This is a genomic window from Lachnotalea glycerini, assembly GCF_003201285.1.
Classification (GTDB): Bacteria; Bacillota; Clostridia; order Lachnospirales; family Lachnospiraceae; genus Lachnotalea; species Lachnotalea glycerini.
In genome coordinates this window covers 22537-46761 of the sequence record NZ_QICS01000017.1, presented here as the reverse complement: position 1 = coordinate 46761, position 24225 = coordinate 22537, and the positions used below count along the sequence as shown (strand labels likewise).

The 24225-nt window shown below is 35.3% G+C and carries 22 protein-coding genes; 2 read left to right on the top strand and 20 right to left on the bottom strand.

Features of this window, described 5'->3' with window-relative positions; genetic code table 11:
* Nucleotides 1-53 precede the first annotated feature (53 nt).
* Both C8E03_RS19750 and C8E03_RS19745 read right to left on the bottom strand, forming a co-directional pair.
* Nucleotides 54-365: a phage scaffolding protein gene (locus C8E03_RS19750; protein WP_094377643.1), complete on the bottom strand. Its 312-nt coding sequence runs from the start codon at nucleotides 363-365 to the stop codon at nucleotides 54-56.
* Between the two features lie 128 nt (nucleotides 366-493).
* A complete protein-coding gene (locus C8E03_RS19745) occupies nucleotides 494-910 on the bottom strand; it encodes a hypothetical protein (RefSeq protein ID WP_110291920.1) in 417 nt (138 codons plus the stop codon).
* Nucleotides 911-1177: 267 nt separating this feature from the next.
* Here C8E03_RS19745 and C8E03_RS19740 point away from each other — a divergent pair, with 267 nt between their 5' ends.
* Entirely contained in the window at nucleotides 1178-1504 is a 327-nt protein-coding gene (locus C8E03_RS19740; RefSeq protein ID WP_094377645.1) for a helix-turn-helix domain-containing protein, read from the top strand.
* Nucleotides 1505-1518: 14 nt separating this feature from the next.
* Nucleotides 1519-2259 carry an ImmA/IrrE family metallo-endopeptidase gene (locus C8E03_RS19735; protein ID WP_110291919.1) on the top strand — a complete coding sequence of 247 codons (741 nt, stop codon included), beginning with the start codon at nucleotides 1519-1521 and terminating at the stop codon, nucleotides 2257-2259.
* Between the two features lie 179 nt (nucleotides 2260-2438).
* On the opposite strand, the gene idi is transcribed toward C8E03_RS19735, so the two are convergent.
* The 18 genes from idi to bglX all read right to left on the bottom strand — a co-directional run bounded on the left by idi (nucleotide 2439) and on the right by bglX (nucleotide 24225).
* On the bottom strand, nucleotides 2439-2960 hold the full coding sequence (gene idi, locus C8E03_RS19730) for an isopentenyl-diphosphate Delta-isomerase (RefSeq protein WP_094377647.1): 522 nt from the start codon (nucleotides 2958-2960) through the stop codon (nucleotides 2439-2441).
* 280 nt (nucleotides 2961-3240) lie between these two features.
* Nucleotides 3241-3885 carry a CBS domain-containing protein gene (locus tag C8E03_RS19725; protein WP_094377648.1) on the bottom strand — a complete coding sequence of 215 codons (645 nt, stop codon included), beginning with the start codon at nucleotides 3883-3885 and terminating at the stop codon, nucleotides 3241-3243.
* A gap of 102 nt (nucleotides 3886-3987) precedes the next feature.
* Nucleotides 3988-4863, bottom strand: a complete 876-nt coding sequence (locus C8E03_RS19720; RefSeq protein WP_094377649.1) for a DegV family protein — start codon at nucleotides 4861-4863, stop codon at nucleotides 3988-3990.
* A 308-nt stretch (nucleotides 4864-5171) separates the two neighbouring features.
* Nucleotides 5172-6599, bottom strand: coding sequence for a spore germination protein (locus C8E03_RS19715; RefSeq protein WP_110291918.1), 1428 nt, complete (start codon nucleotides 6597-6599; stop codon nucleotides 5172-5174).
* 210 nt (nucleotides 6600-6809) lie between these two features.
* Complete coding sequence (locus tag C8E03_RS19710) at nucleotides 6810-7769, bottom strand: beta-ketoacyl-ACP synthase III (RefSeq protein WP_110291917.1); 960 nt, start codon at nucleotides 7767-7769, stop codon at nucleotides 6810-6812.
* Between the two features lie 206 nt (nucleotides 7770-7975).
* On the bottom strand, nucleotides 7976-8578 hold the full coding sequence (locus tag C8E03_RS19705; RefSeq protein ID WP_146212344.1) for a hypothetical protein: 603 nt from the start codon (nucleotides 8576-8578) through the stop codon (nucleotides 7976-7978).
* 247 nt (nucleotides 8579-8825) lie between these two features.
* On the bottom strand, nucleotides 8826-9257 hold the full coding sequence (locus C8E03_RS19700) for a dUTP diphosphatase (RefSeq protein ID WP_110291915.1): 432 nt from the start codon (nucleotides 9255-9257) through the stop codon (nucleotides 8826-8828).
* 70 nt (nucleotides 9258-9327) lie between these two features.
* Entirely contained in the window at nucleotides 9328-9819 is a 492-nt protein-coding gene (nrdG, locus tag C8E03_RS19695) for an anaerobic ribonucleoside-triphosphate reductase activating protein (RefSeq protein ID WP_110291914.1), read from the bottom strand.
* Between the two features lie 233 nt (nucleotides 9820-10052).
* Nucleotides 10053-12170 (bottom strand): anaerobic ribonucleoside-triphosphate reductase, encoded by a 2118-nt coding sequence (nrdD, locus tag C8E03_RS19690; protein WP_110291913.1) that lies wholly within the window; start codon nucleotides 12168-12170, stop codon nucleotides 10053-10055.
* A 226-nt stretch (nucleotides 12171-12396) separates the two neighbouring features.
* The gene (locus C8E03_RS19685; protein ID WP_110291912.1) at nucleotides 12397-13179 is read right to left on the bottom strand and encodes a L,D-transpeptidase family protein; all 783 of its coding nucleotides are present in this window, start codon (nucleotides 13177-13179) and stop codon (nucleotides 12397-12399) included.
* Nucleotides 13180-13366: 187 nt separating this feature from the next.
* Complete coding sequence (locus C8E03_RS19680; protein WP_110291911.1) at nucleotides 13367-14374, bottom strand: LacI family DNA-binding transcriptional regulator; 1008 nt, start codon at nucleotides 14372-14374, stop codon at nucleotides 13367-13369.
* Nucleotides 14375-14421: 47 nt separating this feature from the next.
* Nucleotides 14422-15258, bottom strand: coding sequence for a sugar phosphate isomerase/epimerase family protein (locus C8E03_RS19675; RefSeq protein WP_110291910.1), 837 nt, complete (start codon nucleotides 15256-15258; stop codon nucleotides 14422-14424).
* Between the two features lie 11 nt (nucleotides 15259-15269).
* The gene (locus C8E03_RS19670; protein ID WP_110291909.1) at nucleotides 15270-16826 is read right to left on the bottom strand and encodes a glycoside hydrolase family 28 protein; all 1557 of its coding nucleotides are present in this window, start codon (nucleotides 16824-16826) and stop codon (nucleotides 15270-15272) included.
* 208 nt (nucleotides 16827-17034) lie between these two features.
* A complete protein-coding gene (locus tag C8E03_RS19665) occupies nucleotides 17035-17892 on the bottom strand; it encodes a carbohydrate ABC transporter permease (RefSeq protein ID WP_110291908.1) in 858 nt (285 codons plus the stop codon).
* A gap of 6 nt (nucleotides 17893-17898) precedes the next feature.
* A complete protein-coding gene (locus C8E03_RS19660) occupies nucleotides 17899-18837 on the bottom strand; it encodes a carbohydrate ABC transporter permease (RefSeq protein ID WP_110291907.1) in 939 nt (312 codons plus the stop codon).
* 33 nt (nucleotides 18838-18870) lie between these two features.
* Nucleotides 18871-19962 (bottom strand): glycoside hydrolase family 88/105 protein, encoded by a 1092-nt coding sequence (locus C8E03_RS19655; RefSeq protein WP_201798226.1) that lies wholly within the window; start codon nucleotides 19960-19962, stop codon nucleotides 18871-18873.
* A 92-nt stretch (nucleotides 19963-20054) separates the two neighbouring features.
* Entirely contained in the window at nucleotides 20055-21431 is a 1377-nt protein-coding gene (locus tag C8E03_RS19650; protein WP_110291905.1) for an ABC transporter substrate-binding protein, read from the bottom strand.
* Between the two features lie 583 nt (nucleotides 21432-22014).
* Complete coding sequence (bglX, locus tag C8E03_RS19645; RefSeq protein ID WP_110291904.1) at nucleotides 22015-24225, bottom strand: beta-glucosidase BglX; 2211 nt, start codon at nucleotides 24223-24225, stop codon at nucleotides 22015-22017.

The following is a 24225-nucleotide window of genomic DNA, read 5'->3' as shown; positions in this document are numbered from 1 at the left end:
AAGGTACGCAGTTACTAATCGCCTCTGCTAACCTTATACTCTCCCACTTCATTTCATAATGTCATTTCAATAGCTAACTTTAAGGAATTCTTGGCTTGTTCTAGCTTGTCCTTCATCACTGAATTGTCTTTTTGTAAATAGCAGATTTGCTGTTGCAATTCCTGATTAGCAGTCATTTCCTGTTCCAGCTTCACAAGTTTCTTGTCTTGCTCCCCAATGTAAATTCGCAGGGCATTTCTTTCATTAATAACCTCGTCTAATCTCGTCTTAGGTACATAGCCATTTAAGGCATTCTTATAAGCATCTGAAATTTTCTTTGACTGATCCTCATTTAAGCCCATTTTCAATAAGTCATTCTTTGTCATTTTCCTACATCCTTTCTATTACGTTTTTTTCGCTGTTTGGTCAGCGGTCTTTAAGATATCTGTAATCTATCTTCCACAGCATTAATATAACATTATGCGATATATCATTGTGTATCCACTTGCAATTATTAGAAATGCTCCAATGCTTTTCTATGAATACGGTGGATTTGTGCCCATTCAAACCCTAATTCAAGACAAATTTTATCCCATTTAAGCCCCTTTAAATAACGAAGTTTAAGTAACTCTTTTTCTGTTTCATCCTCCATAAATTCAATTCTATTAAAGATTTCCGTATATGCCTTAATTCTATCATATCTTGCCTTAAACAACGTGCTGACAAGAATATCAAGAGATGTCATATAAGAGGATAAATCATACGTTTCATTGAAATGATTCATATTGTCAATTTTTATGCACGGATTTATTCTAGCCTGCTGAAACCGTTCAATTTCATGCTCTAATCGTTTAGCGGCTGAAAACTTAGGTAAATAGGATTGAAGATACTCTTTCTTTTGTTCTAATTCTTGTTTTTGTTCTCTTTCCATTATTTTCCTCCCCATTTTATATTGCTTTGAAGTATTCAAAGTTTTAATATAACAAACTACTAAATATGGAATAATTAAGATTAATCTATTTGTTGCATCAAATAACTAATTCGTAATTCCGTATTTATATATCCATTATATTCTATATAACGTATTTTGTCAATAGAATTATACGGTTTTTCGAATTATATTCGATTTATCGTATAATATTTGTTTACAAAATACATTGTATCGTATATACTATAACTATTAGAAAGAGGTGTTAGCATGGAAAAAGCCATGATATTAGAAAAATTGATTAAAGAAAATGGTTATAGTTTAAAGGCTTTTGCACAAAAATGTAACATACCCTATACAACCCTTTATACCATCTTGAAAAATGGGGTTGGCCGAGCCAGTGTGAATACTGTAATGATTATTTGTAAAGAATTAGGAATTACAGTAGAACAACTTGATGAGATGGCACAGGGTTTACCTGTCAAGGCATATGAACCAACCTATGATGACCTTCAAAAATTAATTGCAAGAAATGGTAAGTCTCTTAGTAATGAACAGAAAATGAAACTAATTAAATTATTATCGCAACTAGACTAAAGGAATGATGTATTTTGAATTATGACTTTATAAAATTAAAGGTATTAGACGTTTACAAAACCTGTAATGTTCAATCCTTTCCGATTGATTGCTTTGAAATTTACGAACGCTATGATTTGAAAGCTCACCCTTATTCAACATTAAAAGAACCTCTAAAAAGCTACTGTTACAATATGAGTGATGACTCTTTTATATATGAGCATACTATATGCTTTAATGATGATGACTCCTACCCAATTGGCAGAATACGTTTTTCACTGATGCATGAATTAGGACATCATGTGCTGAAACATAGTACAAATCGAACAGAATCAGAGGAAATAGAAGCAAATATTTTTGCCAGTCACATACTGGCTCCTCGTCTTGTAATTCACTATGCTGATTGTAAAAATTGTAACGATGTGGCAAGCATATTCGACCTATCAATAGAAGCGGCAAGCATAGCCTTTGATGATTATCGGAAATGGAGGAGAAAATTTGCTGCACATAAACTGTCTTGTGCTGATAAACTGACCTATTATTATTTTTATGATTCAAATCAAGACCTATTTATTTGGAAGCAAACAGTATGTCCAGCTTGCGGTAAAACAGCCTACAATACACTTGACAATATTTGCTCCAAATGCAGTCATGTAACAAAGCAAATAAAAGTAATCGAAAAATTGTCCTATATGAGAACATCTAATGAAAATCTCTTGCAAGATGAGAATTTTAAAAAAGCGGAACGAAATTGGCTCTATGGTGACTGTTATTAATTTATTTGTATATATACAAAAGGATTACAGACGTTATTCAGAAGCTGTAATCCTTTTATACGTATCTAACACACGCTCTAAATGAAATTTACCAACAATGTCTGAATGTTATTATTTCCTCCAAAACACAGTCACTAAATACAAATGCACTGAAAATCTCAAAGTGTTATACAAGAATACTATTTATTTAAACCTTTTACATATTTTATTACCTGCGGTGAAGCAGTAATAAACCACGGTGCAAATTCCTGTGGAAATTGCATGATTCCTAACGCCAATAAATCTACGTCTATCCAAAGAAGCTCACTCATTTCATCTTCATTCATCTTAGTCTCCCCTTGATACTTTCCTATGAATACATGATCCAGCTCATATTCTGTAAGTCCATTCTCAAACTCAGCTCGGTAAATGAAAGAAAATATCTCTTCAATATCACAGTCTATACCCGCTTCCTCGAATAGTCTACGCTTAGCAGCTTCTTCCAGTGACTCTTTAACTCTTGGATGAGAACAGCAAGTATTTGCCCATAAACCGCCGCTATGATACTTATTTATTGCTCGTTTTTGTATTAATAGTTTATTATCATGATACAAAAACACTGAAAACGCTCGATGCAGCTGTCCCTTTTTATGTACCTCTAATTTCTCTCCATGACCTACCACTTGATCAAAAATATCCACTAATATAATTTCATTCTCCAATCTTTCACCTTCTCTCCTATGAAACAGATTCATACCCATATAAATTGAATGATCTATTTTTATAATTTTAATTCATTTCGCTATATTCATCAACATAATATTGTGTCTATATTTATAGTTTATAAAAATTTTATTTTTGTGCATGCATATTGTTCGTTTCGTGCATTAAATCAAATTCATTACAAAAATAGAGCATCGATTTAATCCTTCTTCCTAAACTTAGATTTACATCCTATTCTAGGTTTCATTCAATCAATGCTCTTTTTGAATTTCAAGCTATTCACTTATCTATATTTTCTGCGTACTTCACATCTCTAATATCAAATTTCTGCTTCTCCAACGCTTTTAAAACCTTATTAAAGTCCTTAGAATCTATGCGAAAAAATATCTCAACTAAATCCATGACATCCGTATGAAATGCCATCATATTGCGAATATCTCCGCCTGCCTTTGCAATAGTCTCCATAATCCTGGCACCTGCCCCTCTATAATCGTACGTATAGATTACAAACGAATTATGCTTATGCCCAAACATCTTTTGATATTGCTTAAATACGGCCTGCTGCGTTACAATGCCTATTAATTCTCCCAAATGATTCGTAATTGGAATGAAACGAACCTTAGAAGTAATAAATAAAGCTGCTACATCTTCAATGCGCATATCCTCGGACACCGTTTCCATTTTATCTTTCATTAATAAAGATACCGAATTCTTAAGAAATTCCTCCTTATTCTCACTGCTGTTCTTAAAATAATATTCATACGTATATTGCTTTGATAATACTCCAATAAATTGCTTTCCATCCACCACGGGTAATGACAGCAAATTATTTTCATCAATTATTTTCATTGCCCTTTCTAAGGTATCCTTGAGATTAATGCAGGTCAATTCCTTAAATGGTATCATAATCGCCTTTACACGCATAAAGCTCTACCGCCCTTTCCTATTAACTGCAAACGATATTTTGCCTATATGCCCTTATTATATCTCAAATCTCATGTTCAGGCAACTTAGTGCAATGACGCATTACCTTGCTTCTCCCATGAAGAAAAGTGCTATAATACCTGCTCCTGTATGTGCTCCAACAACCGGTCCGATATAATCAATCAGAAAAGTTTCGATACCGAATCTTTGTTTAATTAAATCTGCTACAAACTGCGCGTCCTCCAGCGAATCTCCATGTCCGATAAACACTCCATCACGCTTATTTTCCTCTAAATAGGAGCCTATTTGTTTTTCCATATTATCAACTAGCGTAGTCAAAGACTTCTTTCTTCCTCGCACTTTACTAAGTGCTATCAAATGTCCTGCATTATCCACATGCAAAATTGGCTTCACATTGACCATTGTTCCAATCACTGCTGCTGTTTTTGAAACACGCCCGCCTCTGTAAAGATGAAATAAATCCATTGGCGTAAAATCGTGGCAAACATGAAGCTTATTTTTATCTATCCATTCTGCTATTTCCTCTATTGTCTTCCCTTGTTCTTTAAACTGAACTGCTTTAAGAACAAGTAATCCTTCGCCCATAGAAGCACACAACGAATCAATCACCAGGATATTACAGTCCTTATATTCCTCTGTTAATTCATCCGCCGCCAATCTTGCGCTATTATAGCTACCGCTAAGACCTGACGAAAATGCGATATGCAATATATCAAACCCTTGCTTATAAAGCTCTAAAAAAATCTCCCTTGCCTGTGCCGGATTAACTTGAGATGTGGTCGGCATTGAACCATTTCTCATTTTATTATAAAATTCCGAAAATTCCAGACCATTTTCTTGATTATATGTAATACCTTCCAATACATAAGTCAAAGGTAATACCGTAATATTATGTTTCTTAATATAGTCATTTGGTAAATCTGAAGTTGTATCTGTTGTAATTACAAAATCGCGCATAAATACCTCCTACTCTGAATCAAAACCCTTAGCTTCTTCTAGAACAAAGCGGACAAGTCCGCATCAGCTTCCTAATCCCTCACTCATGAGAGACTTGATCGCTTTGCCGCGTCGAATGCAGTCACGCAGTGACATTTTCCACTTGCATTCGTGCGCATACGGCGGAGCATTTTTATGTAATAGGACGCAATTTCCTATTACAAAAAGCTTATTTTACAGCTTTAACCGACACCCTTTTGAGCTGTCGGTTAGATTAGGATAACTATATCATATTTTTGAAAATTTTACTATAATTGATTTTAATTAAATTATTGCTTTACTCCTTTGTCGTTATGCGGTAATCTGACTCTAACGAACCGCTTAAGAAACTGAGTCGCATTGAAAGGAATTAGAGGATATAGGTAACTTTTTCCTGCTATTGTTTTGTTAAAGACAATCGCTGCAATCGTAATAATCCAGCCCAATACAAAGCCCCAAACATTAAATATAGCAGTTAATATGAGGGTAATCATTCTCATAAATTTAAAGGCATATGCCAGCTCAAAATTTGGCTGTGAATAATTGGCGATTGCAACAAATGCCATATAAAGCATAACCTCTGAATTAAACCAGCCGGAAGAAACACTCAAATCTCCTACTACAAGCGCAGCCATAACACTCAACGGAGTACTTAGCATACTTGGCGTATTGACCGCTGCCAAATGCAGACCATCTATAGCAAGTTCTAATATCAAGAATTGGTAAATAAGCGGAACATTTACGGTTTCCTGTATCATAATAAAATGCAGCCACTGTGGAACCAATACTGAATTTTGCATTAGTAAAAGCCAAACCGGAGTTAATGCCATGCTGACAAAATTGACAATAAATTTTGTCAGTCTCAGATAGCTTCCCGTAACTGGTGGAAAGTAGTAATCATCTGCCTCTTCTATAATGTCAAAAACAGAAGAGGGAGTAATCATGGCTGATGGTGAATTATCTACCATAATAACAACATTTCCTTCCAAAATACAGGCAGCAGCAGTATCGGGTCTTTCCGAAAATTTATACTTTGGAAATGGATTATACCAACTATATTGATACAAGCATTCTGCTAAGCTTTGACTATTCATTGTAAGCGAATCCACCTCTATATCCTGAATTCTTTTTCTTAGCTTATCCAAAAATTCATGATCCACTCTACTATCCAGATAAGACAAAACGACATTGGTCTGAGAGCTCTTACCTACATACAACATTTCCATAATAAGCTCTGGGGATCTGATTCTTCGCCTGATTAATGCGGTATTACATACTAAAGTTTCAACAAAACCATCTCTGGAGCCTCGTAGTACCCTGTCCTTTTCCGGCTCTTCTACACCTCGCATTGGATAATGTCTGCAATCAATCATAAACGCCTGCTCATAACCATCAACTAAAATACAAGCTATTCCTGATAAAATTCCTCTAATAATCTGGTCATAGTCATCCAGTAGCAAAACGGAACCGTAAGGAAGAAAGCGCTTGGAAAATTCATGAGGTGTATTTGGCATATCTTCTGGTTTTATACGTATAAAAACCTCCATAAACCGTTCCATTGTATGGTCATCTAAAAAGCCATCAATATAGTAAAGACAAAGCTCTTTCCCTCCTACATAAAAGGTTCGGTGCTTTAAGTCAAAATTCTTGCCAATAAATAGTGTCTGGTTTAATCTATTTATATTTAGCTGTAATTCACTGCTAATCTTCTCATTCATACCAATACATACCTCTTTCTTGTTAATGTAATTGGTATATATTGTTCCATTTCCTTGATTATTTATGCACTTAAATTATTCTACCTATTTAGTCTCCAACATGCGAGGTGTTTGGCTAAAAAATTCAAGTTTTATAGTGCCTTAATATATATGGCTTCTTTTAATTTAGATTTCTTTATAGTAATTAAGAGGATACAATATCATTACTGATTATTCAATTAATGCTGCTCCCCACGTAAGACCTCCTCCAAAACCTGAAATAACAATTTTATCTCCAGCTTCTATTTGTTTCCTTTGATAAAGCTCATCTAAAAGAATAGGAATGCTGGCTGCAGATGTATTTCCGTATTGATCAAGGTTAACAGGAAATTTATCTTCTGATTGCTTTAACCTTTTTGCAACGGAGCTTATAATTCTTCTATTCGCCTGATGAAGGCAGAAAAATTTCACTTCGTTTCTATCAGTATTTGTTTTCTCAAGCAGCTCTTCAATACATTCAGGCACCTTCTTAACTGCAAACTTGAATACCTCTTGCCCATCCATGTAAATGAATGAATTTTCTTCTTCATTCTTTACTAATAAATTGTTCAGACTTCTTCCCTTATACGTAAGTACATTACCCTTACTTCCGTCAGAGCCTTGTACAAATGTCATTTTACCCATCTTGTCTTCACTTATCACCACTGCACCTGCTCCATCCCCAAACAGTACGCAGGTACCCCTATCCGTCCAATCAACGGTCTTTGATATCGTTTCTGCCCCAATTACTACTGCATTTTTGCACATGCCTGCCTGTATATATGCATAGGCACTGCTTAATGCATACAGAAAGCCCGTACATGCCGCACCAATATCAAAGCAAAAAGCATTCGCTGCTCCAATTTCCTGCTGCACCACACAAGCGGTACTTGGCATATTGCTGTCAGGCGTAAAGGTTGCCACAATAATTAAATCTATTTCAGTTCTATCAATTCCCGCATTCTCCAATGCTCTTTTTGCCGCTAACGAAGCTAATGTACTGGTTGTTTCTTCTTTCGCGATTCTTCTTTCCTTAATTCCGGTTCTGTCTCTTATCCATTCATCACTTGTCTCTACTATCGTTGATAAATATTCATTTGTTACTATATGTTCAGGAAGTGCACTTCCGGTTCCAATAATTCTCGCTGACATAGCTGCTCCTTTCGGTATATTTTGTACCTTTGGTAGAATATCCAATTTATAACTTTTTATCAATTACTTTGATTATCAAACTATTTCATCAAAAGTATATTGCTTTCAGCTACATTTGTCAATAGGATCAGTAAAATATACCCATATAACGGCAACCATTATTTCATTCAATATAGAATTCAAATAGCTTCTCCACTCTTCATCTCTTACAGCAATGTATCAATCGCTATTCCAAACTCGTTTTCACTGATTCCTGTGCTAACCTCGAAAGTATCACAATTAACATCAATACTTGAAGTCTGCTCCGTACTTTGTTCCTGATAAGATAATGTATCTTCTTTATCTTTACCCTTTATATCAATCGCGTTCAAAGCGTCAACAACCTCTCTTCTCATTCGATTCAAACGCTTTTTGTTTAATTCTTCTGTCAGTCTTGCTTCCTGTATTGCATGATCTGCACTTTTTGCAATTTTTCTGTTATTATCCAATTGCTCTTCCTTTGTTAGTGCTTTGCGTTTCATATTTGTCTTTTGCAGTACTTTCTTCATTTGCCTGACCGCTTCTTCGCTTCCACTTTGCTTCTTCAACGACTGCATGGAAGCTCTTACTGTTCTTTCAATCGCACTCACTTGAGATTTTGTCTTAGCATTTGCTAATTGTGCTAAGGTTCTAGAGGCATTAAAACTTCTTTTAAATGTTATAACTTTATTTTGCTGACCAGCCTTATCCCCAGCTTTTTTAACCGTTTTATTACTGCTGCTATAATTTCCTGTAAGTATTGCTTTCATATCAGACATATTCATTCTCATTCTCCCTTGCATCCTTGCAGCTATACCAAATATTTAATCTTTTAGTATAGTCATATAATAAGATATCCTTATTCTTATCTTGTCGATAGCTTAGCCTATTATGTTACAATTCTATCTATAATATTTCGGTATACATTAACTATTTATTAATAGTAAAGTTTTAAAAACAATTGTTATAAGTAACTTGAAGCAATTTCCTATCATACAGCTAAAAAACAGCCACATATGTATGCAGCTGTTCCCTTTATTAATTCTTTCCAGTACTTCCGATTCCGCCTCTGTCCTTATTACCTAACATCTCAACTATCTCAAATTCTATTTCTGGCTGATGCTCCATAATTCTAAATTGGCATATTCTGTCATTTACATCAATAACCGTATCTCTTAAAGCATAAGCAGGGAAATACCACTGATCATTGTCTCCACAATAAGTTTCATCTACAATCCCAGTTGAATTCGTTTGAATTACGCCGAAATTTTTGTAGGTTGAGCTTCGCGGAACAATATGTGCTTCATATCCCTTTGGAAGCTGCATAGCCACTCCAAGCGGTATCAGTTTGAATTCACCAGCTTTTAATGCGACGTTGCTTGCTGCTCTAAGATCAATCCAATCTCCCTTTACTATCTTCTCCACCTTGTCTATTTCATCTGAAAAATACTTTATTTTTATGTTTTCCATGACATCTCCTATTCTGTACTCTATATAGTTATTTGTTTTTTAGGACATTCCATATTTGTCCTATTTTACATTACATAGAATGTAAGACAATTTGCCCACTTTTTAAGGTTTTTTTTACATCAATCACTCTTTGATTTGAGCTTCCTTTCCAATGTAGCTGTTCATCCTTCTTATCCAGCTCAAATTTACCATCTACAACTACGTCTAGATTTTTTACCAGTTCAAAATCTTTCATTTCTTCCCATAAATATCCCGTATATAGCCAAATTGTCTTATTTGGATATTTCACCTTTATTTCCTGTGCCAACTCCTTTACCTGTTCTCTATTGTACATATGTAATGGATCTCCTCCGCTAAAGGTAATCCCAGAAATATAATCCTTATCCAATTCATCAAATATTTCCTTCTTAGCTGCCTCATCAAAAGAAAGTCCACCATTTGGAGCCCAAGTGACAGGATTATGACAGCCCTTACAGCCATGAATACATCCTGCTGTCCAAAGAACTACTCTTAAACCGTCTCCATTTAACATATCATCCTTTGTAATATTATGATAGCGCATCCCTTACCTCCACGTTTATATTTATTAAACTTTCCTTTATTCTCCATATGCAATTGAAACTAAAATCTTTACGAAATAAGAACTCTAACACAATCATGTTAGAGTTCCATGTCTCTAAATTTATTTAATATACTTACTCTACTGAATCAAATCACAACCAAATTTCTTATATCCTAATATTATAAATGCTTCCATAAATATTTTCAACACAGAATTTTGGAAGTAATAATCTCCTACATTGACTTTCTCTGTGCAATCTCCGCCATCTTAGCGTCATTAAGCCTTGTATCACCTTTAACTCTTGAATAGGATAAATATCCGTTCATTCGGTCAATCTTTGTTAAATTCTTACTCCCACATTTTGGGCAAACCTCCATCGAAAGCTCCTGATGTCCACAATCGTCACAATAGGCCAGTGAAAGATTGACCCCTTCATATAAACCCATCGCCATAGCGCGGCGAATTAAGGTCTTAATGGCATCGAAATTATAATTAATCGGATATTTCACATACTGTATCTTACCGCCATTTGACAATTCCCAAAAGCGATACTCCTTGTTCTGCTTCTCAATTGGAGTAATATCCTCAGTAACATGGCAATGAAAACCATTGCTTACATATTCCCGATCCGATACATTCTCAACGATACCGTACTTTTTACGAAATTGCTGTACCTGCAGACCACATAAATTCTCAGCCGGAGTTGCATATATGGCATATAATCTGCCATCTTCATTTTTATATTCATCAATTTTCTTATTGATATGCTCTAAAACCTCCAGTGCAAACTGTCCGTCCTCTACTAGTGATTTCTTATTATGCAACTGTTGCAGCTCATTTAATGCCGTAATACCAAAGGATGCTGTAGCAGTTTTAAGAATCGGCTTAATCTTATCATGGATTCCCAAATGACCGCCATAAAAGCCACCTTCACAATAGGCAAGCGGATTTGTAGATGCTTTCATCTCTCCCAGATAATCATACGTTCTCAAATGAAGGTTTCGAATTAGTTCCAGATAATAATCTAGTATTTGATAAAAGTCTTTGCTCTCCTGCTTTGCTTTTGCATAAATCATTGGTAAATGAAGGCTTACCACACCAATGTTAAAACGTCCAACGAATACCGGACTGTCCGAATCATCCTTAGGATTCATCCCGCCTTCCTTATACCAAGGTGATAAAAAGGCTCTGCAACCCATAGGACTAATAATTTCACCATATTTTTTATACATACTTGCAATATAACCTTCTCCTGTTAAACTTAACCAGTCAGGATACATTGTCTTGGCAGAGCATTCTACACCGGCTTCAAACACATCTGCCAATTCACCACCTTCTCCATGAAGCTTTTCGTCATAGAGAAATACGATTTTAGGAAATAACACAGGCTTCTTACAGTTTTTCTTCCCCTGTCCGTTCTTTCTTACCTTTAGCATAGTGATGCTGGCAAGCTTCGCAAATCTTTTGGTACCTGTACCAATTGAAACGGTAATAAATGGATAATCTCCCCGGCTGGATGCAACTGTATTAAACTTATATTCCCAGCCCTGAAAGCCTTGTTCAAAATCATTTAATACATCTGCCCAAGCTTCTTGCTCTGCTGCTTCCTTAGTTAAGCCTAATTTCATGTATTTTTGTGTAAACATGTCAAAAGACTTTTCCGCATATGGTTCCAGTATTAAGTCAGCGCTTGGCACAGTAAATCCGCCATATTGCTGGCTTGCGGCACTTAATACGATATCTCCGATTACGTCAAATGCAACATTTAACGTCTTTGGCTCATTGTACCAAAGATTTCCCATCTCGAATCCGCCCTCAAGCACTGACTTCACATCAAACAGGCAGCAGTTCATAGTATCACGTCTTGCAGACATATCATGCACATATAAATAGCCATCTCTGCATGCTTGTATTTCCTCTGTCGTCATAAAAAACTTCTGATACAATTCTTTATTTAATTGATTAAATATAAGACTCCTTTTGGTCGATACCAAGGCACTATCGGTATTACTATTTTCCTTGTCACCAATATACATAATAGATTGACTCTTTTTATATACTTCGTCAAGCATATGTACAAAGTCTTGCTTATAATTTCTATAATCCCGGTAGCTTTGTGCAACTGTTCGATTCACTGCCTCCAATGCACTTTCAACAATATTATGCATCTGAGCGATTTGAATCTCATCCACATTCATTTCCTTTACCTTGTCTTCGACAAATTTACAAATATAATCCAATTCCTCTTGTGTAAATTTAATCAAGGCTCGATATGCAGATTTATTCACTGCGACAACTACCTTTTGCACATTAAATTCTTCTTTTGTACCGTCTTTTTTAACTACAACCATTTTTTATCCCTCTATTCTAAAAATGTAATTCAATCTGTAATAAACACTATATTTTGTATTGTTCCGTTTTTAACATACCACATCATGTGTTTAACAAAAATATATTATCACTTCCGTAATGTTTCGTCAAGGAGTCTTTCTTACTAGTAAAGTATAAATAACAAATCATATCTGATAAATCAATCTGCTTTCGCTCTCTAAATTTCTTATAATGACATGAAAAATATTAAGGATTAATAAAGATTTTGGTACCAACAGTGCAAGCCTCCCACAAAACATCCATAACTTCATCATCAACCGCAATACAGCCCTTTGTCCAATCCTTACTGCCTCCATGCCCATGAATCATAATTTCTCCGCCAAGTGCCGTATCCCAGGGTGGACATTGACCATTTTGTATTGCTGTTTCAATTGAATTATACGTCTGCTCATCAATGATACCGTTTTCAAGACCATACTGTGCATCCTCAATGTTTGGATAAGAAACGCCAAGCGCTAAATAAAATTTGCTGTACTGATTCCTTGTACAGACATAATATTCACCTTCTGGTGTCTTTAAGTCTCCCTCCTTTTCCTTTCTTCCCTCTGCGTTTTTACCTAATCCGATTGAATACGCATTCGTAAGTTGACCATTTTCCCATAATTCAATTCGGCGATCTGCCTTATATACTACAATTTTTGTTTCCATACTTTCACTTTCCTGTTTAGCTTCCTGCGTCTGTTCTTCTTCACTGCCACTTATCGCCTCATTATATTGAGTATCTTCATTGGCTGTTTCTGTTTCTTCGCTAACCTCTGTATCTGCTTCATTTGAAGAAATATCTTCTTTCTTTATCTCCTCTTCCTGAAAATCCTGTATGCTTTCATGTTCTGATTCATCTTCCTTTTGTATAACCTGTGTCTGAACTGAATCTGATACAATTTCATTATCACTGTTTTGTTTCGAAGCACAACCCATAAGAAAAAGACAAGCTAACATAATAAAATATTTTTTATAATAACTTTTCATACTTCTTCGTTCTCCTCCGCTTAATTAATTTTACATAATACCAGTTAAATCTTACCTTATCTTCTACTGATTTGCAATGTCATCATCTTTATTTTTATAACTCTTGTCGTTAAACTTATCACTCAAAAAGGGATATTCTCCGCTTATACAGAGCCTATCCCCCCCCAATATTAAACTATTAGCTAGATTATTTTGACACTTGTCCTGTTCTAATATCCATTACAGTTTCTCGAATAATTAGCTGCGTGTCTAAATAGATTCTTTCACATGACGTATCACCATGTTCAATCTTTCCTAATAATACCTCTGTTCCTGTCTGCGCTATTTTGAGCATATTTCTCTCAATCGTTGTAAGCTTCATGTCTGAAAATCTAGATGCATCCAAATTATCAAAACCTATTAATGAAATATCCCCGGGAACAGATAATCCTGCCTCCAAAATTGCTTTCCTTGCACCATGTGCCATTTCATCATTAAAACATAAAATTGCAGTAGGCTTATATACAAGTAACTCCTTTGCAGCCAGATAACCGCTATGAAAACGGTAATTTCCAACTGCAATTGGCATACTTTTAGGATCTAAGCCACAATATTCGACTGCCTGAACCCAACCTCTGTGTCTGGCTCTAGTTGAATCCAACGTCTGCGTCGATTCAATAATAGCTATATTTCTATGACCATTATCCAGCAGATATTCCATCGCTTTTTTCATTCCCTGCGCTTCATCTGTAAGCACATTGGAAACACCATAATATACAGGTCGGTTGATTACAACCAACGGAATGTGCTTTGTAATTGCTTCTTCAATAAATATAGAATCATCCGTTCTCTGACTCAGAATTACCAAACCGTCAAAAATTGCCGGATTTAACGTGTTTGGCTCTTGCATATCAATACCCTTGACAATAACACTGTATTGACTGCCTACGGCTGAATATATTCCTGACACAACATCATGCAGAACATAGGGAGAGGTCGATTTGCTTATCGTTGACAGGAATAAGCCTAAGGTATGAGCCCTTGATAGCTTCAAATTAATCGCTGCCTGATTTGGGACATACCCAACATCCTTAGCGATCTTCATAATCAGTTCCCTTTTATCCGGTTTCACATTCTCTCCTCCATTTAAAGCTCTAGAAACCGTTGAATAGGATACTCCTGCTTTTTTTGCTATATCTTTAATTGTAACTGCCATTTTCATTCTCCTAACCTATTTGTTATATTTAGACAGCTATTTCTTTCCTACATTCGTTCCCATATGTCCTGGATATATTTTCTTGCGGCCACTGCATTTAATGGACAAGTATCCTCCAATGTTGCGTGAATAAATGGCTTATTATTCTTCATAAAATATATGATTTTTTCATAATTCATAATACCTGTTCCTGCCGCAACCGATATCAGGTCATCCTCACCTACAATAAAATCCTTGATATGAACAACTGCTATATCCTTTTCTAAAAGCTCAATTGCTTCTGTAAAAATTGCTTCTCTGTCATTATAATTTTCCATATCTAGCAAGTTAACAGGATCCAATATAATTTGCAAATTCGGGGACTGAATGGTATCAAGTACCTGACGTGCTCTTTTTGCGTCATAAACAATATGTCTGATAACTGGTTCAATAGCAACAATAACTCCCATTTTTTCTGCATATTCAACAACTGGTCTAAGATTCTTGATGAAAGTCTGTAAGGCTTCTTCACTTCTACATTCCAAAACCGGTATATAACCTGTATTGGGTGCACCTGTCTCTGTTCCTACTACTCCGCAGCCAAGTATAGATGCAAACCGAATATTGGCCATATACGTGTCCATATTTTCTTTCAACTGTTTATCATCCGGCGTCGCCAAATTCAGATAACACCCTAATACTGCTATATCAATGCTATATTTTGCAAATAATTTCTTTAAATACATTGCAAAACCAGGTGTTAACGCAGCATTTTCTACTGAATACTCATTTATAACTTTCTTTAACGCCAAATGTCCACATGAAAAGCCTTGCTTATTAACATTTGCAAGCCTCTCTTCCAAGGGCAAATCTATGGTATCATGTAATCGGATTCCTAACTGCATATACTTTCCTCCTAATTTTGTTCTAATTCATTAATATGCTCTAATATAAATTGCTCCCCATTTTGACCTTTCAAACTTACATTCTGAATGATTAACCTGTCTATATTATTTGCATAAACACCCATTCTGCTGCAAGGTTCTATTCCATCCAGCATAGCCGGTACATCCTCTTTGCATTCCTCTGCAAATTCAAATGAAACATTCGACATTTCAATCTGTTCTATTTTCTTTTCCGGAAGTCCATAAAAATACGCTGCCGCTACATGGCAATTTTTACATACTATATTTTTAAATGAAAGTTTCTTTATTTGTGGTGTTCTCTCGTCTACCTTGTGCATCTGCTTTGACCAAACATATTCCATATGGCCGTCCGGATCACAAAAATAAAAACAATTTAATACAAATGGAGTCATGACATGCTCCATTATAATATTCTCAAAGTGAATCTCATCGACAATTGCGTCCTCACCACGACCTCTTCTTGTCTTAATTCTAAGTCCCCGATCTGTATGAAGGAATCTGCAATCTGTGACCTTCAAGTGATTGACTCCTCCTGCCATTTCACTTCCGATTGTCACTGCCCCATGTCCATTCTGCATCAGGCATTGCTTAATACGTATATTACTTGATGGTGTCTTGTATTTCGCACCCATATAAATTTTGCCTGACTTAATTGCGATACAGTCATCCCCCAGCGAGAAATGTACTCCCTCTATTATTACATCATTACAAGACTCTGGATTAAGCCCATCTGTATTAGGTGAATCCTGCGGATTTTCGACCCGCAAATCAATAAATTTGAGTTTACTGCTGAAATAGGGATGAATATTCCATGCCGGACTATTCTGGAATTTTACTCCCTGTACGTTTACCTGATTGCAATGATTTAAAAATAAAAGCCTCGGACGAAATGCACCCTGCATTACTTTCGGATTATTCCACCAATTTTCAATACTTGCATTTCCGTCAATGATTCCCTTCCCATAAATATTAATATTATTTGCATAAATACCTGTCACTATTCCTGCAAACATAGGTAACGGATTCCCCTCCCAAGTACCTAAATTATAATCAGACTGTTCGTCATAGCTTTCAATCAAACCTTCAAATTTTGCAAATCTACTTCGATCGGTTAAAGCGGAAAGAACTGCACCTTCTTCTAATTCTATATTAATATTACTTTTTAGAAAAATACTTGTAATTTTATAATTTCCCTTTGGAATCAATACTCTGCTATTTTCAGGACATGCCATAACAGCCGCCTGTATAAAACTGGTATCATCATTTATTCCATCACCCTTTGCACCTATGTCTTTTACATTAAGAGTGATAAACTCATAGTCTGTCGTAAACTGAAGAGTTTCAGATTTCATTTCACCGTTAGCCACAGAAATTTCGTAATCAGTATCTGGTTTTAAATGATATAAGCTTGTAACCACCTGTTTTGTCTTTAATATCATTTCTCCATTCACATATACATCATATTCATTGTCTGTAAAGACGATACTTCCATCCTCTATTTCAAAAGATACACTTCGTGCTGTTTTCATTAACATATTAATTTTCATATTATTATCCGCCTATTAATTTCTACTTATTATTAATATGATTTCAATGTAGATTATACCATATTAATTATCTATTACTAAATATTTTTTGTTGTAATTTTAATCAATTGCAATCTTTAGCAAAATGGGATATAGCAAAGGCTACATCCCATCTTCTTTTTCAATGCTTGTTTTAGTATTATTAGCAAATTTGTGCTTTTAAAAACCATTAGCCCTTTACTCCACCTGCAGAAATACCTTCCACAAATGTATTTTGTGCCAAGAAGAATACGATCAAGGAAGGTACGATTGAAATTAATGATGTAGCAAGAACTCTATTCCAATCAAAGCCTGTATCTGCATCCATAGAAAGCTTAACAAAAATAGCCGCAGGATATTTTGCTGGTGTGGATACATATAACAAAGGTCCCATAAAGTCATTAGATGACCACATAAACTGGAATAATGCACAGGAAACCATTGCTGGTTTTAACATTGGTACAATAATCTTATATAAGGTTTGCACAATATTACAGCCATCTATTTTCGCTGCTTCTTCTAGTTCCTTTGGTACATTTCTTAAAAATTGAATCAGCATAAATACAAAATATGTATCTGTAGCAAATATTGTTGGTACAATAATAGGTAAGTAAAGACTTGAATCTACCCAACCAAATTTATTGAACAAAATATATTGTGGTACATTTAATACAACCTGTGGCAAAAATAACGTTGACATTAATAGTGCGAATAGAAAATCTCTGCCCTTAAATTTAAATCTACCAAAGCCGTAAGCAGTAATAGTAGCTGAAATCACAGTAAACACAACCTTTGGAATAACATAAGAATATGTGTTAAACATTGATTTGAATATGGTAATGTTACCACCATAACTGTTCATTGCATTTTTGTAGCCATCTAAGGTAGGATTTTTAGGTATAAAACCAATTCCGCTAAAAATTTCATTATTTTCTTTAAAAGTTGCGCCAAACATCCAGACAAGAGGATACATCATAATAATTCCAACTAAAGTTAACACTGTATATCTGATAATTGTACTTAATATTTTTTTCTTCCCTAATGACATTACTTTCTACCTCCCCTCTTCATCTGAGTAATATACCCAATGCTTTTGACTGATGAATGCAATTATAGTAAGAACCATAACAATGATAAACATCAACCAGGCCATTGCACTAGCCAGACCCATTTGGTAGCTTTTGAAAGCATTACTGTATACAAGTAATGAAATTAAGGTTGTTGAGCCTCTAGGTCCACCCTTTGTAATAACGAATGGTCCATTAAATTCCTGAAATGCCTGACATAACTGGGTAACCAGGTTGTAGAAAATAACCGGAGTGATTAATGGAATTGTAATGCTAAAGAATTGTCTCCATTTACCAGCACCATCAATTGCAGCCGCTTCATACAAATCACCTGAAACACCCTTTAACGCCGCCAAAAAAATAACCATTGCCGAACCAAACTGCCATATTCTCAGCAGACAAATAATAAATAATGCCCACTTTGTATCAGATAACCAGTTTGGACCTGCAATCCCAAAATAGCCTAAAAGTGTATTTATAAGTCCTTCATTTCTAAAGATTGCTTTCCAAAGTACCGCAATAGCAATCGAACCACCAAGAATAGATGGAATATAATATGCTGTTCTAAAAAAGTTAACTCCTTTAATTTTAAAATTCAATATGTATGCAATAAATAGTGCTGCTGTTAATTTAAGTGGTACTGTTAAGAATGCATATTTAAATGTAACCTTGAATGCTTTCATAATCTTAGCATCACTAAAGATATCTGTATAATTCATAATTCCAAATTTAGAAATACCATTAAACAAATGATAATCTGAAAAACTATAAACCAATGATGAACCAAATGGATATAACTTAAAAATAATAAATCCTATTAACCAAGGTAGAATAAAAAAGAAACCTATATTATCTTTAAGAAATTTTTTGAACCCTCTGTTTTGCTTAGGTACTACGGTTGTTGTAGTATTAGCATTTTTAGCCATCCTAATTCCTCCTTATTGTCAAAATTCATTTCATTAAGCTTTATTTAGCATTAATAACTGTGCATATGCCATCATAAATGCCCCTGAGCCTTTATGATCATCACATACAATTGGTTCTGAGAAATAATATTCTAAGCTTCCGTCTCGTTCATCCTTTGGACCAAGTCCCGCTACAGAACATATCTGACTAAGTTTTGGAATATTATTTTCTTCAATCAGCATATTATCGATGATTGAATATAATATTTCCTCTCCAACCTTTTGATACTTCTCTCTTGATAGAACTCCAAGCCTGCATCCTTTTATAATTGCATATGCGACCATAGATGAACCTGAAGTTTCTAAGTAATTACCCTCTATATCACCTTTATCAATTAATTGATAAAATAATTTGCTTTCCTTATCCTGATACTGTAACATTCCACTTACAGCTTCTTTAAAAATACCTTCAAGTGCCTTATATTGTTCAAAAATCTCTTTAGACATGACATCCATCGTGTCAATCAGAGCCATTAAATACCATCCCATTGCTCTTAACCAAAAATTAGGAGACTTTCCAGTTACTTTATCTGCCCATTTTTGAAGCTTAGCTTCATCAAAAGCATGATAATATAATCCCTTTTCTTCATCATAAATATATTTTCTAACATTCTTAAACTGATTTACAATATCTTCATAATGTTCTTTATTTTCAAATTTTGTTTCATATTCCATATAAAATGGCTGCGCCATATATAGTCCATCTAACCATATTTGATTCGGATAAATTTCCTTGTGCCAGAAGTTTCCACTCTTTGTTCGCGGATGTTCTCTAAGCTGATCCATTAAGTTTTCAATTGCATTCTTGTATTTTTCTTCTTTTGTCTCATCATACAGAAAGAATAATACCTTTCCTGTATGAATACTATCAATGTTGTACTTTTCTTTTTCAAAATGGTTGATTGTCCCATCATCATTGATAAATTGTTTCATGTACTCAATTATAAAATCTTTATACATGCTGTCCCCTGTTGCCCGATATAATTGAACACATCCCATTAAAACGCAGCCATCTTCGTAATTCCAGTCTGATTTCGCATTTTCAAAATGAGACAAATGATATTCCACATAATGGTCGAACTTCATAAATTTTCTCCTTATCTTTAAACAAGCCGCCGGAAACCGTAGCATCCGGCGACATGTTGAGTTTATAAATCTATCTTATAACATTGTGTAAATTAATTGCCTAATACGCCGTTTACGCCCTCTATCAGTGCTGTTGCAGCTGCCGCCAAATCGTAATCGCCATAGCTTAATCCCTGCATAACATCATAGTAAATGCCATCTGGATTATTCTTTAACTTAGCGTCCTCGAAAGTTGGGTCTAATGAAAACTGAGTCCAAGCTAAAACTTTTGAGTTTGCTTCTGCTACAGTTGCATTTAATAGATTATTGTCTGTACAAACCTGTAAGCCGGTCTTGCTTAATGGAATACCTCTTTCAGATGCCATTAACTTAATTCCTTCTTCTTCATTTAATAAGAAGTTAATTAATTTAGCACATGCTTCTTTATTTTTAGCTGATTCAGAAATTGCAAATCCTAAAGATACTTTAGAAAATCCTCCCTGATAGTCACCCATATCCTTAAAGTAATCACCAACCACAAATTCCTGTCCTTCTGTTAATGCGGACTGCATTTTAGTAGCGGAAGAATCCCATTCAAAGATACCAGCATAAACTCCGCCCATCCACTTAGGGTTCTTATCAATTGAATCAGCTCCGTCTCCTGTAACTGTTTCAACAGAAGGAATTACGTGATCATCTTCAAGTGACTGAATAAATTCCAAGCCTGTTTGTACTTCTTCTGCTGTATACTGTAATTCACCATTTTCTACCCAAGGCTTTCCATATACAGATTCGAGGTAGTATACCATAAGAACCATTCTATCGTATTCACCAACTACTAATGGATAATATTCATCACCCAAAACAGTTTTAAAGGTTTCTCCTGCTTTCTTTAATTCTTCTAAAGAAGTAGGTACTGAAATGCCAGCTTTTTCAAAAGTAGTTTTATTCCAGTAGAAAATTCTGCCTGTCATAGAAACAGGAATTGCCTGCAATTTATCTGCTACTGTACATAAATCGAGCTTAGATTGATCAAACTGAGTTAAGTCAATAATACTTGAATACTGATTTAAGTCTGCAAAAGCACTTCCATCTGAACTAAAGGATGTAATCCAGTTCCAGTTAATTTGAGTTACATCTGAAGCAGTACTTGTAGCAAAGCTGGTTGCCATCTTTTCTTCCCAACCATCCCAAGCACCAAAGCTGGTTTGAACTTCAATATCAGGATTTAATTCCATAAACTTATCTACTGCTGCGATTGTAGCTTCATGTCTGGAATCTCCGCCCCACCATGAGAAAGTGATAACAGTTTTTCCGTCTGCTGAAGTTTCTGCCGCGTCTTTTGTTGCATCTGTTGTTTCTGTTGCTGAATCATTCGCAGTTGCATCTGTTGTTGCTGAATCAGATTTGGATGTGCCACAGGCAGCCATTGAAAATACCATTGTTGATGCCATTAAAAAAGCAACAAATTTTTTAGTCTTTTTCATAATACTATAACCTCTCCTTTTGTTTGTTTAAATTTTGCAAAGGTTTGCAATAATAAGTAAAAAATAGCACAAATGCTAACGAATTATGTATATTTATTATTTCTTTTAGCCATTCATGCAGTGTATCATTTACTTTTTAACTATAACATTCATAAATTATATTGTCAATTGTGCATTTTACCATATGTACAAATACATTTTTGTATATTATTACGAATTAATTTCGTCATTTTTGCAAACGTTATCATTTTAACTGTATTTGTTAAAATAATCTCAAGGTTTTAAACATTTTGCCGAACCAATCTACAAAAGCACACTTGAAAGCCTTATTTATAATGATGTTATACTCTTTATAATATCCCATCTGATGACTTTTTCATACATTAATTTACATAGTAATTAAATAAAATGCTGCCATAATATTCTAATATTTACGAATTTTGTCTCTAATTGTTGCAATCGTTGCCAAACATAAGCAGCCGTTTGCTATTCTAAAGCAACACAACTAAATAATAATAGGAAAAATTAAAAAAAATTACATATTTTATGCCAAATGATAATAATTAATTATCACTTGGCATATCTTTTAATCATTCAATATAAAGCTGCTGCTGTTTTCTGTAGTGCTGTCTGTTCCGATATATACCACAAACTTTCCTGCTTCACTTTCCCATTTGCCTTTCTGTGTCAAAAACCGTAAGTCTTCTTCTGTTATAGTAAAACAAACCTCTTCTGACTGACCAGGATTTAGTGATATCTTTTTAAAATTCTTTAATTCTTTTAACGGTCTTACGACACTGGCCGCTACATCTTTGATATATAGCTGTACTGTTTCAGTTCCAAAAACGGCTCCCTCATTTTTAACCATTACAGAAGCCTCAATCTTTTCCTTAGGCTTCATAGTATCCTTGCTTAGCTTTACCAAAGAAACGGAAAATCTTGTATAGCTTAGCCCATATCCAAACGGATATAATGGATTATTTGGTATATCAAGATACTTAGAACGAAATCTGTCTTTATTCTTTCCTTCTACATACGGGCGTCCTGTAGAATATTCATTATAATAAACCGGTACCTGACCTACGCAGTAAGGAAAGCTCATGGGAAGCTTACCGCTTGGATTATATTCTCCCGATAGCACATCCATGATAGCATTTGCTCCCTCTGTACCCGGCATCCACACCTCAAGTACTGCTTTTGCCTTATGACTGATTTCCCGAATATCTAACGGTCTTCCTGAAAAAAGAATCACCACGACATTTTCGTTTACTTCACATACCTTTTCAAACAACTCCATCTGTACCTTTGGGATTTGAATATTGGCATTACTTGTAGCTTCTCCCGATTGAAGCCGATGCTCACCCAATGCCATAACAACCAGTTCTGACTTAGCTGCTGCCTGAATTGCCTCTTGAAGCATCTTTTGTTCAAGCTCTTTTGAAATCTCCTCCTCGGTTTGTTCCGTAAATCCCTCAAGCTTAATATCATTACCCAGTACGGCACAACCCTGACAATAAACTGTATTATTTGCCTCATGCCATTTTGTAGCAGCCTCCTTTAATGTTGTAACATCCTCTGGTTGTCCAATAAAAGACCATGCACCTAGCAAATTTCGATTATCTACATAAGGTCCGATATAAGCCGTTTTTTGCTCTTTCTTAAGTGGTAAAACACCATCATTTTTTAGTAAAACAAAAGATTTTCTTGCTGCTTCGCGGGCAAGCTCTCGATGCTCTTTACATAAAATTAACTCTTTTTCTTTTTGTTCATCCGCATCCTTATAGGGATTTTCAAAAAGTCCCAGCTTGTTCTTAAGCTCCAGAATCCGATATACCATCTCGTCCACTAGCTTTTCGTCAATAATCTGTTCTCGAACAAGATGAATCAAATGCTCTGAGTAAATTCCCGACATCATGTCAATATCAACACCAGCCTCTGCAGCCTCTATAGCAGCTTCCTTTCTATCTGAGCAATATCCGTGATAAATCATTTCCTCGATTGCAGCCCAGTCTGATATCAATACACCCTCAAAACCCATTTCCTCGCGAAGTATTTTTTTCATCAGCCACTTGTTTCCTGTAGCTGGAATACCATCAATCGTATTGAATGAGGTCATAACCATAGCGGCTCCTGCATCGATTCCAGCCTTATAGGATGGTAAATAGAATTCTCTGATCGTATGTTCGGAAAGCTCAACTGTATTGTAATCTCTGCCCCCGGTAGGTGCTCCATATCCTGCGAAATGCTTCACACAAGCTGCAACACGATACGGCTCTTTAATATCCTCTCCCTGAAAGCCCTTAACCATAGCCTTTGAAAAACAACAATTCAGATATGGATCCTCCCCCGTAGCTTCCATGACTCTGCCCCATCGAGCATCCCTTACTAAATCCACCATGGGTGCAAACGTAACATGTACACCGCTGACAGCAGCTTCCTTTGCAGCTACTTCGGCCAATCGGCAAGATAATTCCGGTTCAAAAGTAGCACCTTGACCAAGCGGTATCGGAAATACGGTACGAAATCCATTTATTACATCCAGCATAAACAACAGTGGAATATGGTGTGGCTGCTGCTTTATAAAGTCCGATTGCATTTTCTTTATTTTTTCTGCTCCTAAAGCTCCAATTGCAGAGCCTGCCATTGCTATATTTTCTTTGGTAAACCCACTTTCTTTCATTGGTCCTGTAATTACTGTTTCCTCTGAGTAAAAGCTACTCACCACCTGAAGCATTTGATTTACCTTTTCTTCTAAGGACATATCCTGAATTAAATCTACAAGTTCTTGTTTTGTCAT